The organism is Bacillus sp. SORGH_AS_0510 (genome assembly GCF_030818775.1).
Lineage (GTDB): Bacteria > Bacillota > Bacilli > Bacillales > Cytobacillaceae > Neobacillus.
Genome location: NZ_JAUTAU010000001.1, coordinates 98035 through 110737, shown reverse-complemented (window position 1 = coordinate 110737; position 12703 = coordinate 98035). Strand labels below are relative to the sequence as shown.

At 40.9% G+C, this 12703-nt stretch carries 13 protein-coding genes; all 13 read left to right on the top strand.

The window, feature by feature from the left end:
• Positions 1 to 67: 67 nt before the first annotated feature.
• The 13 genes from rpoC to rplV all read left to right on the top strand — a co-directional run bounded on the left by rpoC (position 68) and on the right by rplV (position 12703).
• Entirely contained in the window at positions 68 to 3667 is a 3600-nt protein-coding gene (gene rpoC, locus QE429_RS00675) for a DNA-directed RNA polymerase subunit beta' (protein WP_307282838.1), read from the top strand.
• Positions 3668 to 3915: 248 nt separating this feature from the next.
• The gene (locus QE429_RS00670) at positions 3916 to 4164 is read left to right on the top strand and encodes a 50S ribosomal protein L7ae-like protein (RefSeq protein WP_307282836.1); all 249 of its coding nucleotides are present in this window, start codon (positions 3916 to 3918) and stop codon (positions 4162 to 4164) included.
• Positions 4165 to 4267: 103 nt separating this feature from the next.
• Positions 4268 to 4690 carry a 30S ribosomal protein S12 gene (rpsL, locus tag QE429_RS00665; protein WP_026565517.1) on the top strand — a complete coding sequence of 141 codons (423 nt, stop codon included), beginning with the start codon at positions 4268 to 4270 and terminating at the stop codon, positions 4688 to 4690.
• Between the two features lie 41 nt (positions 4691 to 4731).
• Positions 4732 to 5202 carry a 30S ribosomal protein S7 gene (rpsG, locus tag QE429_RS00660; protein ID WP_307282828.1) on the top strand — a complete coding sequence of 157 codons (471 nt, stop codon included), beginning with the start codon at positions 4732 to 4734 and terminating at the stop codon, positions 5200 to 5202.
• Positions 5203 to 5255: 53 nt separating this feature from the next.
• The gene (gene fusA, locus QE429_RS00655; RefSeq protein ID WP_307282825.1) at positions 5256 to 7337 is read left to right on the top strand and encodes an elongation factor G; all 2082 of its coding nucleotides are present in this window, start codon (positions 5256 to 5258) and stop codon (positions 7335 to 7337) included.
• A gap of 129 nt (positions 7338 to 7466) precedes the next feature.
• Positions 7467 to 8654 (top strand): elongation factor Tu, encoded by a 1188-nt coding sequence (tuf, locus tag QE429_RS00650; protein ID WP_307282823.1) that lies wholly within the window; start codon positions 7467 to 7469, stop codon positions 8652 to 8654.
• A 582-nt stretch (positions 8655 to 9236) separates the two neighbouring features.
• Positions 9237 to 9545: a 30S ribosomal protein S10 gene (rpsJ, locus tag QE429_RS00645; RefSeq protein ID WP_003156464.1), complete on the top strand. Its 309-nt coding sequence runs from the start codon at positions 9237 to 9239 to the stop codon at positions 9543 to 9545.
• A 37-nt stretch (positions 9546 to 9582) separates the two neighbouring features.
• Positions 9583 to 10209 (top strand): 50S ribosomal protein L3, encoded by a 627-nt coding sequence (rplC, locus tag QE429_RS00640; RefSeq protein WP_307282820.1) that lies wholly within the window; start codon positions 9583 to 9585, stop codon positions 10207 to 10209.
• A 28-nt stretch (positions 10210 to 10237) separates the two neighbouring features.
• The gene (rplD, locus tag QE429_RS00635; RefSeq protein ID WP_307282817.1) at positions 10238 to 10861 is read left to right on the top strand and encodes a 50S ribosomal protein L4; all 624 of its coding nucleotides are present in this window, start codon (positions 10238 to 10240) and stop codon (positions 10859 to 10861) included.
• The gene (gene rplW, locus QE429_RS00630; RefSeq protein ID WP_307290695.1) at positions 10858 to 11145 is read left to right on the top strand and encodes a 50S ribosomal protein L23; all 288 of its coding nucleotides are present in this window, start codon (positions 10858 to 10860) and stop codon (positions 11143 to 11145) included. Before rplD ends, rplW begins: the two co-directional genes overlap by 4 nt.
• Before the next feature lie 29 nt (positions 11146 to 11174).
• Positions 11175 to 12005 carry a 50S ribosomal protein L2 gene (gene rplB / locus QE429_RS00625; RefSeq protein WP_307282815.1) on the top strand — a complete coding sequence of 277 codons (831 nt, stop codon included), beginning with the start codon at positions 11175 to 11177 and terminating at the stop codon, positions 12003 to 12005.
• 60 nt (positions 12006 to 12065) lie between these two features.
• Positions 12066 to 12344: a 30S ribosomal protein S19 gene (gene rpsS, locus QE429_RS00620; RefSeq protein ID WP_098573673.1), complete on the top strand. Its 279-nt coding sequence runs from the start codon at positions 12066 to 12068 to the stop codon at positions 12342 to 12344.
• A gap of 17 nt (positions 12345 to 12361) precedes the next feature.
• Positions 12362 to 12703, top strand: a complete 342-nt coding sequence (gene rplV / locus QE429_RS00615) for a 50S ribosomal protein L22 (RefSeq protein WP_042453964.1) — start codon at positions 12362 to 12364, stop codon at positions 12701 to 12703.

The following is a 12703-nucleotide window of genomic DNA, read 5'->3' as shown; positions in this document are numbered from 1 at the left end:
TGTGCGCTGTATTTTTTTAAAAACGCACTAAGGGTAGAACCTGAAGATCGAAAGGGAGGTAGGCCCCTTGCTTGACGTTAATAATTTTGAGTATATGAAAATTGGTCTTGCTTCACCGGATAAAATCCGTTCATGGTCATTCGGAGAAGTCAAAAAGCCAGAAACCATTAACTATCGTACGTTGAAGCCAGAAAAGGACGGTTTATTCTGTGAGCGCATTTTCGGTCCAACAAAGGATTGGGAATGTCACTGTGGTAAATATAAGCGTGTCCGTTACAAAGGTGTCGTTTGTGACCGTTGTGGAGTTGAAGTAACTCGTGCAAAGGTTCGCCGTGAGCGTATGGGTCACATCGAACTTGCAGCACCAGTATCACATATTTGGTATTTCAAAGGAATCCCAAGCCGAATGGGACTTGTTCTTGATATGTCCCCTCGTGCATTAGAGGAAGTTATTTATTTTGCTTCTTATGTTGTAACTGAATCAGGAGATACAGCTCTTGATAAAAAGCAACTTTTATCAGAGAAAGAATATCGTGCCTATCGTGAAAAGTACGGAAACAAATTCCAAGCTTCCATGGGTGCAGAGGCGATTAAAAAGCTTCTTTCGGATATCGACTTAAATAAAGAAGTAGACATTTTAAAGGAAGAACTTAAAACAGCACAAGGTCAACGCCGTACACGTGCAATTAAACGCCTTGAAGTTTTAGAAGCATTCCGTGGTTCTGGTAATGAGCCTGATTGGATGATTCTTGACGTACTGCCTGTTATTCCTCCTGAACTTCGTCCAATGGTTCAATTGGATGGTGGTAGATTTGCTACTTCTGACTTAAACGATTTGTATCGTCGAGTAATTAACCGTAACAACCGATTAAAGCGTTTATTAGACCTTGGTGCACCTAGCATTATCGTTCAAAACGAAAAGCGTATGCTCCAAGAAGCAGTAGATGCATTGATTGATAACGGTCGTCGTGGCCGTCCTGTTACAGGTCCTGGTAACCGTCCATTAAAATCTCTTTCACATATGTTAAAGGGTAAACAAGGACGTTTCCGTCAAAACTTACTTGGTAAACGTGTTGACTATTCTGGTCGTTCGGTTATCGTAGTAGGTCCAAACTTAAAAATGTACCAATGCGGTCTTCCTAAAGAAATGGCTCTTGAACTTTTCAAACCATTTGTTATGAAGGAGCTTGTTGAAAAAGGCTTAGCGCATAATATTAAATCAGCTAAGCGTAAAATTGAACGAGTATCGCCCGATGTGTGGGATGTCCTTGAAGATGTCATTAGAGAGCATCCAGTTCTCTTAAACCGTGCCCCTACTTTGCATAGATTAGGGATCCAGGCATTTGAACCAACACTTGTTGAAGGAAGAGCAATTCGTCTACACCCTCTTGTATGTACAGCGTACAATGCGGACTTCGATGGTGACCAAATGGCTGTTCACGTACCACTATCATCTGAAGCGCAAGCAGAAGCAAGACTTCTAATGCTTGCTGCACAAAACATCCTAAACCCTAAGGATGGTAAACCGGTTGTTACTCCTTCACAGGATATGGTATTAGGTAATTATTACTTAACACTAGAGCGTGAAGGCGCAGTCGGCGAGGGTATGATTTTCAAAGATACAAATGAAGCTATTCTTGCGTATCAAAACGGTTTCGTACATTTCCATACACGTGTAGCTGTACATGCTGGATCGTTAGGAAATGAGACATTCACTGAAGAACAAAATAATAAGCTATTAATCACTACAGTTGGTAAGCTTATTTTTAACGAGATTCTTCCAAAGTCATTCCCATATATCAATGAGCCTACTCGACATAATCTTGAAGTGGAAACACCTGCGAAATATTTCGTGGAAAAAGGTGAGGACGTTCAAGCTAAGATTAAAGAGATGCCATTGGTAGATCCATTTAAAAAGAAAATCCTTGGTAATATTATTGCTGAAGTATTTAAGCGATTCAAAATCACTGAAACGTCCAAAATGCTTGACCGCATGAAAGACCTTGGATTTAAACATTCAACAAAAGCGGGTATTACTGTTGGTGTTGCTGATATCGTCGTACTTGGTGAGAAACAGCAAATCCTACAAGAAGCTCAAGGTAAAGTAGATAACGTGACGAAGCAATTCAGACGCGGTCTTATCACTGAAGATGAGCGTTATGATCGTGTTATTGCGATTTGGTCTCAAGCAAAGGATGTTATTCAAGGAAAACTGATGAAATCCTTAAATAAGACAAACCCAATCTTCATGATGAGTGACTCTGGTGCCCGTGGTAACGCATCTAACTTTACACAGCTTGCTGGTATGCGTGGTCTGATGGCCAACCCGGCTGGTCGTATCATTGAGTTACCAATCAAATCAAGTTTCCGTGAAGGCTTAACAGTATTAGAGTACTTTATCTCTACACACGGTGCGCGTAAAGGTCTTGCCGATACAGCACTTAAAACAGCTGACTCTGGTTACTTAACACGTCGTCTTGTTGACGTTGCTCAAGATGTTATTGTTCGTGAAGATGATTGTGGAACTGACCGTGGCTTTACAATCAGCGCATTAAAGGATGGTACAGAAATCATCGAAGGTCTGGATGAACGTTTAATTGGACGTTATGCACGTAATGCTATTAAACACCCAGAAACAAAAGAAGTACTTGTTCCTGAAAATGGCTTGATTACTGAAGACCTAGCGGAAATCATCGTCGGAGCAGGAATTGATACAGTAAAAATTCGTTCAGCATTTACTTGTAATACACGCCATGGTGTATGTAAGAAGTGTTATGGCCGTAACTTAGCGACTGGTCAAGAGGTTGAAGTGGGTGAAGCAGTAGGTATTATTGCAGCCCAATCTATCGGTGAACCAGGAACACAGTTAACCATGCGTACTTTCCATACCGGTGGTGTTGCTGGAGACGATATTACCCAAGGTTTACCGCGTATTCAAGAGATCTTCGAAGCGCGTAACCCTAAAGGTCAAGCTGTTATCTCTGAAATCGATGGTGTGGTTGTTGGAATTAATGAAGGACGTGACCGTCAACATGAAATCGTCGTTCAAGGCGAAGTTGAATCACGTACTTACAATGCTCCATATACAGCACGCTTAAAAGTAGCGATCAACGACCAGGTTGCTCGTGGTCAAGAACTAACTGAAGGTTCTATTGATCCAAAAGAGTTAATCAAAGTGAAAGACGTGACGTCTGTTCAAGAATACCTATTGCGAGAAGTACAAAAAGTATACCGTATGCAAGGGGTAGAAATTGGCGATAAGCACGTTGAAGTTATGGTTCGTCAGATGCTACGTAAAATCCGTGTAAGTGATGCAGGTGAAACAGATGTACTTCCAGGTACACTTCTTGATATTCACCAATTTACTGATGCAAATGAAAAGGCGTTACTTGAAGGCAAGATGCCGGCAACAGGACGTCCAGTATTGCTTGGTATTACAAAAGCATCTCTTGAAACTGATTCATTCTTGTCTGCAGCATCCTTCCAAGAAACAACAAGAGTTCTTACAGATGCAGCGATCAAAGGCAAGCGCGATGAATTACTCGGCTTGAAGGAAAATGTTATCATCGGTAAGCTTGTTCCTGCTGGTACAGGTATGCAACGCTACCGTAAAGCGGAGCCAGTCCTTCGTGATACCACTTCTGAAGAGACCGTTGCAATTGATTAATTAACATAGTGGTACCTGCATACTGCAGGTACCCTATTTTAAGAATATGCTGTGTTAAAGAAGATTTTTATTATATATCTCCTATTGATTGGAGCGGAAATCAACAGACAATTTAACAGAGCATAAGAATAAAATTTACCAATTGCTGTCTTGAATAAAATATCGAAACATTTGTTGACATCTATTTGGTAAGATGATACTATATCAAAGGTGCTCCTATTCACCTGATACTTTGGAGGATATACTCTATGTCTTATGAAAAAGTATTACAGGCACATAAGTTTGTAATAGGAACGAAACAAGCAGTTAAAGCACTTAAGGAAGGTAATGTACAAGAGTTAATCGTTGCAAGCGATGCTGAAACAAAGGTTACAGCAAAAGTCGTTGAAGTAGCTCTTGGCATGGAAGTTCCGGTTCTACATGTAGATTCGATGAAAAAACTCGGAAGATCATGTGGAATTGAAGTTGGTGCGGCAGCTGTTGCAATTATCCGTTAAAAACTGTTTTTGTAGATAGAGTAGTCTGCAAAAACTTTGTTTTTGCAAAAAAATGAACCACCTGGATGTGTGGGCTTACAAATAATGAAGGGAGGAAAATGAAATGCCTACTATTAACCAATTAGTGCGCAAGCCTCGTCAATCTAAAGAGGAAAAGTCAAAATCACCTGCGTTAAACAAAGGTTATAACAGCTTCAAGAAATCACAAACAAATGTATCTTCACCACAAAAACGCGGAGTATGTACTCGTGTTGGTACAATGACTCCAAAGAAACCAAACTCAGCGTTACGTAAATATGCGCGTGTACGTTTGACAAATGGTATCGAGGTGACTGCATACATTCCTGGTATCGGCCACAACCTTCAAGAGCACAGTGTTGTTCTTATCCGCGGAGGACGTGTAAAAGACTTACCAGGGGTACGTTATCACATCGTACGTGGGGCACTTGATACTGCTGGTGTAAACAACCGTATGCAAGGTCGCTCTAAATATGGTACTAAGAGACCAAAAGCTGCTAAGAAATAATAATTACATTAATAAAAGCTTCTTTGAAAGGAGGAAAAAATATGCCACGTAAAGGTCCTGTAGCAAAAAGAGACGTGTTACCAGATCCACTTTACAATTCAAAATTAGTTACTCGTTTAATCAACAAAATGATGGTTGACGGTAAAAGAGGTAAATCTCAAGAAATTCTTTACTCTGCGTTCGATACTATTCGCGAACGTACTGGCAAAGAGCCAATGGAAACTTTTGAAGCAGCTATGAAAAACATCATGCCTGTATTAGAAGTTAGAGCTCGCCGTGTAGGTGGTGCAAACTACCAAGTACCAGTTGAGGTGCGTCCTGATCGCCGTACAACACTTGGTCTTCGTTGGTTAGTAAACTACGCTCGTCTTCGTGGAGAAAAAACGATGGAAGAGCGTTTAGCTAATGAAATCATGGATGCAGCTAACAACACTGGTGCATCTGTTAAGAAGCGTGAAGATACACACAAAATGGCTGAAGCAAATAAAGCATTTGCTCACTATCGTTGGTAATCTAACCTTCAATATAAAAAATTTCATTCCAAACTAGGAAGGAGAAAGACCCAATGGCAAGAGAGTTCTCCTTAGCAAACACACGTAATATCGGTATCATGGCTCACATCGATGCCGGTAAAACGACTACCACTGAGCGTGTTCTTTATTACACTGGTAAGATTCATAAAATCGGTGAAACACATGAAGGCGCTTCTCAGATGGACTGGATGGAGCAGGAGCAAGAACGCGGAATCACAATCACTTCCGCAGCAACAACTGCACAATGGAAAGGCCACCGCGTAAACATCATCGATACACCAGGACACGTAGACTTCACGGTTGAAGTTGAACGTTCCCTACGTGTACTTGATGGTGCGGTAGCTGTACTAGATGCACAGTCTGGTGTTGAGCCTCAAACTGAAACAGTTTGGCGCCAAGCAACAACTTACGGTGTACCACGTGTAGTATTCGTAAACAAAATGGACAAAATTGGTGCTGATTTCTTATACTCAGTAGGTACAATTCATGACCGTTTACAAGCGAATGCACACCCAATTCAGTTACCAATCGGTGCTGAAGATCAATTCGAAGCTATCATTGACCTTGTGGAAATGAATGCAGTATTCTACGGTAACGATTTAGGAACTGATATTGAAGTTCGTGAAATCCCTGAAGAATTCATGGCGCAAGCTGAAGAATATCGTGAAAAGCTAGTTGAAGCAGTAGCTGAATTAGATGAAGAGTTAATGGAAAAATACCTTGGCGGAGAAGAAATCTCTAAAGAAGAGATTAAAGCTGCAATTCGTAAAGGTACTGTTAACGTTGAATTCTATCCAGTAATCTGTGGATCAGCTTTCAAAAACAAAGGTGTTCAGTTAATGTTAGATGCTGTTATTGATTACCTTCCATCTCCACTAGATGTACCTGCAATCAAAGGTCATGCAGTTGATGATGAAGAAGATGTAATTGAACGTCATTCTAGCGATGAAGAGCCATTCTCAGCTCTTGCATTTAAAGTTATGACTGACCCTTATGTTGGTAAATTAACGTTCTTCCGCGTTTACTCTGGTACTTTAGAATCTGGATCATACGTTCAGAACTCAACTAAAGGCAAGCGTGAGCGTATCGGACGTATCCTACAAATGCACGCGAATAGCCGTCAAGAAATCTCTAAGGTTTATGCTGGTGACATCGCTGCTGCAGTAGGTTTGAAAGATACAACTACTGGTGATACTCTATGTGATGACAAAAACCCTGTTATCCTTGAGTCTATGCAATTCCCAGAGCCAGTAATTCAACTTTCTGTTGAACCTAAGTCAAAAGCTGACCAAGACAAGATGACTACTGCACTACAAAAGCTACAAGAAGAAGATCCAACATTCCGTGCGCACACTGACCAGGAAACTGGACAAGTTATCATCGCTGGTATGGGTGAACTTCACCTAGATATCATCGTTGACCGTATGCGTCGTGAATTCAAAGTTGAAGCTAATGTAGGTGCTCCACAGGTTGCTTACCGCGAAACTTTCCGTGCTTCTGCACAAGTTGAAGGTAAATTCGCTAGACAATCTGGTGGTCGTGGACAATACGGTCACGTTTGGATTGAATTCTCACCTAACGAAGAAGGTAAAGGATTCGAGTTCGAAAACGGTATCGTCGGTGGTGTGGTTCCTCGTGAATACATCCCTGCTGTTCAAGCTGGTCTTGAAGATGCTCTAGATCGTGGAGTTCTTGCTGGATTCCCGTTAGTAGACATCAAAGCTCGTCTATTTGACGGTTCTTACCATGATGTTGACTCATCTGAAATGGCGTTTAAGATTGCCGCTTCTATGGCACTTAAGAATGCTGCGTCTAAGTGTAGCCCAGTAATCCTTGAACCTATGATGAGGGTTGAAGTTGTTATCCCTGAAGAATATTTAGGTGATATCATGGGTCAAATCACTGCACGTCGTGGCCGCGTTGAAGGTATGGAAGCTCGTGGTAATGCTCAAGTAGTTCGTGCAATGGTTCCACTTTCAGAAATGTTTGGTTATGCAACTGCACTTCGTTCAAGTACACAAGGACGTGGAGTATTCTCTATGCACTTCGATCACTACGAAGAAGTTCCAAAATCAGTTTCTGAAGAAATTATCAAAAAAAATAAAGGTGAATAATTGATTTTCACCTTTGTTTAAAGTATAACTACTTATGTAAGAATAGAAACTGTGAAATATGGATACATATATTCACAGTTTCTACCTAATATACTTAAATTTTTATAATCCAAAGGAGGATTTTCCAAAATGGCAAAAGCTAAATTCGACCGTTCAAAGCCACACGTTAACATTGGTACAATCGGACACGTTGACCATGGTAAAACTACTTTAACTGCTGCAATCACTTCTGTACTTGCGAAATCAGGTAAAGCAGAAGCTCGTGCATACGATCAAATCGATGGTGCTCCAGAAGAAAAAGAGCGTGGTATCACAATCTCTACTGCGCACGTTGAATACGAAACTGACGCTCGTCACTACGCACACGTAGACTGCCCAGGACACGCTGACTATGTTAAAAACATGATCACTGGTGCTGCACAAATGGACGGCGGTATCTTAGTAGTATCTGCTACTGATGGTCCAATGCCACAAACTCGTGAGCACATCCTTCTTTCTCGTCAGGTAGGCGTACCTTACCTTGTTGTATTCATGAACAAGTGTGATATGGTTGATGACGAAGAACTACTTGAATTAGTAGAAATGGAAATTCGTGACCTATTATCAGAATACGATTTCCCTGGCGATGACACTCCAGTTATCAAAGGTTCTGCTCTTAAAGCATTAGAAGGTGAAGCAGCATGGGAAGAAAAAGTTCTTGAACTTATGGCTGCTGTTGACGAATTCATCCCAACTCCAACTCGTGACACTGACAAGCCTTTCATGATGCCAGTTGAGGACGTATTCTCAATCACTGGTCGTGGAACAGTTGCTACAGGACGTGTTGAGCGTGGTGTAGTTAAAGTTGGTGACGTAGTTGAAATCGTAGGTTTCACTGAAGAGCCAAAATCTACTACTGTAACAGGTGTAGAAATGTTCCGTAAGCTTCTTGATTACGCTGAAGCTGGTGACAACATTGGTGCCCTTCTTCGTGGTGTTGCTCGTGAAGAAATCGAGCGTGGACAAGTTTTGGCTAAGCCAAAATCAATCACTCCACACACAAAGTTCAAAGCACAAGTTTACGTTTTAACTAAAGAAGAAGGTGGACGTCACACTCCATTCTTCTCAAACTACCGTCCACAATTCTATTTCCGTACTTCTGATATCACTGGTATCTGTAACCTTCCAGAAGGTACTGAAATGGTAATGCCTGGTGACCACATCGAAATGACTGTTGAGCTTATCGCTCCAGTTGCGATCGAAGAAGGAACTAAGTTCTCTATTCGTGAAGGTGGCCGTACAGTAGGTTCAGGTTCAATCACTTCAATCACTGAGTAATTTTAATATAGAAAAGCAGATGGGTGACGATCCATCTGCTTTTTTGTGTCTTCATATCTAGAAAAATTCGAGTTTCTTCTATATAAATAGAATAAAACTTAAACTATGAAAATTGTCCAGCTCCAACGCCTAGCCAGTTTTCCTCCTGGATAATCTCCCGTGAGTATCTTGTAACAATCATGGCTTGATAAAGCGATGATTGTTACACCTCGGGTCAAATGTTCTTCAGCAATAAAAGTCAAAGTGCGGACTTTTCTTGCTGAAGAACATTTTCCTATCGGGGCTGACCAAGGCGTTTCCGCATTTCAAATTAGGATATTATTGGAGATTGATATTAATAGTTGAAAAAGTATTTTTCAGCCGCTATAATAGGAAAAGTGTTCGATACAAAAACATAATTAAAAAAATCGTAATTAATGTTGCGTTTGTTTTATGTTTTATGTATAATAGACAATGTTGGTCTTTGACTGCGATGAGGTGGAAGGTTGCTGACACACCCGGCCGCTTTGCCATGGCGAGTGTGTGGGAAATTTTCACTGAGAATGTCTATTTTTAAAATAGGCGAATAAAGGAGGGAAAATAATGGCAAAACAAAAGATTCGTATCCGTTTAAAAGCTTATGATCACAGAATTCTTGATCAATCTGCAGAAAAAATCGTTGAAACAGCAAAACGTTCTGGTGCGTCAGTATCTGGTCCGATTCCGTTACCAACTGAAAAGTCTGTTTACACGATCCTTCGTGCGGTGCATAAGTACAAAGATTCTCGTGAGCAGTTCGAAATGAGAACTCATAAGCGTCTAATCGATATCGTTAACCCAACTCCACAAACAGTTGATGCGTTAATGCGTTTAGACTTACCATCTGGCGTTGATATTGAAATTAAACTTTAATCAAATAAACATATAATTTACAGGAGGTGTGACTTAAATGACCAAAGGAATCTTAGGAAGAAAGATTGGTATGACTCAAGTATTTGCAGAAAACGGCAACTTAATCCCTGTAACTGTAGTTGAGGTAGCTCCAAACGTTGTTCTTCAAAAGAAATCAGTTGATACTGATGGATACACAGCTGTTCAAGTTGGTTTTGAAGACAAGCGTGAGAAGTTAGCTAACAAACCTGAAAAAGGACATGTTGCTAAAGCAAGTACTGCTCCTAAGCGCTTCATTCGCGAATTCCGCGGAGACGACTTAGCAGCATATGAAGTTGGTCAAGAAGTCAAAGTTGATATTTTCGCAGCAGGCGATATCGTAGATGTAACAGGAATCTCAAAGGGTAAAGGTTTCCAAGGCTCAATCAAGCGCCACGGACAATCACGCGGCCCAATGGCTCACGGTTCTCGTTATCACCGTCGTCCTGGTTCAATGGGACCTGTTGCTCCAAACCGTGTATTCAAAGGTAAATTATTACCAGGACGCATGGGTGGAGAGCAAGTTACTGTTCAAAACCTTGAAATCGTAAAAGTTGATGCTGAACGCAACTTACTTTTAATCAAAGGTAACGTCCCAGGTGCGAGAAAAGCATTATTAAAAATTAAAGGTGCGGTAAAAGCATAAATAGTTCTTAAGAAAGGAGGAACAAGGAATGCCTAAAGTAGCATTATTAAACCAAAACGGTTCACAAGTTGGTGAAATCGAACTTAATGAAACAGTTTTTGGTATTGAGCCTAACCAACACGTATTATTTGAAGCAATTGTTATGCAAAGAGCTTCATTACGTCAAGGTACTCATAAAACTAAAATTCGTTCTGAAGTACGCGGCGGTGGTCGTAAACCATGGCGTCAAAAAGGAACTGGCCGTGCACGTCAAGGGTCAATTCGTTCTCCACAATGGCGCGGAGGTGGTACTGTATTCGGTCCAACACCACGCAGCTACAGCTATTCATTACCAAAGAAAGTACGTCGCTTAGCGATTAAATCTGCATTATCTTCTAAAGTACAAGAAGAAAATATCTTAGTATTAGAAAGCTTAGCATTCGAAGCTCCAAAAACAAAAGAATTCAAGGCTGTATTAGCTGGTCTTTCTGTTGAAAAGAAAGCTTTGATTGTAACTGCTGACCTAGATGAGAATGTAGCACTTTCTGCACGTAACATTCCTGGTGTAACAGTAGTAACAGCTAATGGAATTAACGTATTAGATGTTGTTAATCATGATCAATTAATCATGACTAAAGCAGCGGTTGAAAAAGTAGAGGAGGTGCTTGCATAATGGATGCACGCGATATCATTAAGCGCCCCGTTATCACTGAGCGTTCTACTGACCTAATGGCTGAAAAGAAATATACGTTTGAAGTAGATGTTAGAGCTAACAAAACTCAAGTCAAAGATGCAATTAAAGAAATCTTCGGCGTTGAAGTTGAGAAAGTAAACATCATGAACTACAAAGGTAAGTTCAAGCGTATGGGTAAATTCGGCGGATACACAAACAAACGTCGTAAAGCAATCGTAAAATTAACTGCTGATAGCAAAGAAATCGAATTCTTTGAAGCATAAGAACCTATCAAGAAGAGGAGGGAAATAAAATGGCGATTAAAAAGTACAAACCTACCTCTAATGGTCGTCGCGGAATGACAGTTTCTGATTTCGCTGAAATCACAACTAGCACTCCAGAAAAGTCTCTTTTAGCTCCGTTAACGAGAAAAGGCGGCCGTAATAACCAAGGTAAGTTAACTGTTCGTCATCAAGGTGGCGGCCATAAGCGTCAATATCGTATTATCGATTTTAAACGTAACAAAGATGGCATTCCAGGACGCGTTGCCACTATCGAGTACGATCCAAACCGTTCTGCAAATATTGCATTAATCAATTACGTAGATGGAGAAAAGCGTTATATCTTAGCTCCTAAAAATCTACAAGTTGGCATGGAAGTAATGTCAGGTCCTGAAGCTGATATTAAAGTGGGTAACGCACTTCCACTAGCTAACATTCCTGTTGGTACGGTAGTACACAACATCGAATTAAAACCAGGTAAAGGTGGTCAGTTAGTTCGTTCTGCTGGTACATCTGCTCAAGTACTTGGTAAAGAAGGTAAATACGTACTAGTACGTTTAACTTCTGGTGAAGTTCGTATGATCCTTTCTGAGTGCCGTGCATCTATCGGTCAAGTAGGTAACGAACAACACGAACTTATTAACATTGGTAAAGCTGGTCGTTCTCGTTGGTTAGGCAAACGCCCAACTGTACGTGGATCAGTTATGAACCCTAACGATCACCCACACGGTGGTGGTGAAGGACGTTCACCAATCGGACGTAAGTCTCCAATGACTCCTTGGGGTAAACCAACTCTTGGTTACAAAACTCGCAAGAAGAAAAACAAATCAGATAAGTTTATTGTACGTCGTCGTAAAAAATAACGGGACTTTACTACGGTTCAAAGAACGAACCGTAGAACAGTCACGAAGGGAGGTTCCTTCATGGGTCGCAGCTTAAAAAAAGGACCATTTGTTGATGATCATTTAATGGTTAAGGTCGAAAAGTTAAATGAAACTGACAGTAAACAAGTTATTAAAACTTGGTCTCGTCGTTCTACGATCTTCCCACAATTTATCGGCCACACAATCGCTGTTTATGATGGTCGCAAACACGTGCCTGTATATGTTACTGAAGACATGGTAGGACACAAGCTTGGAGAATTCGCTCCAACACGTGCTTACAAAGGCCACGGTAACGATGATAAGAAAACAAGACGTTAAGAGAGGAGGGCATCCAAATGCAAGCTAAAGCTGTTGCAAGAACAGTTCGTATTGCTCCTCGTAAAGCACGTTTAGTCGTTGATTTAATCCGAGGAAAGCAAGTTGGTGAAGCGGTGGCGATTTTAAATCTCACTCCTAAGGCTGCTTCTCCAATCGTAGAAAAAGTATTAAAATCAGCTATGGCAAATGCTGAGCACAACTATGAAATGGACGTTAACAATCTAGTTGTTGCACAAGCATTCGTTGATGAAGGACCGACACTTAAACGTTTCCGTCCTCGCGCTATGGGCCGTGCAAGCCAAATCAACAAGCGCACTAGCCACATTACAATCGTTTTATCAGAAAAGAAGGAGGGATAA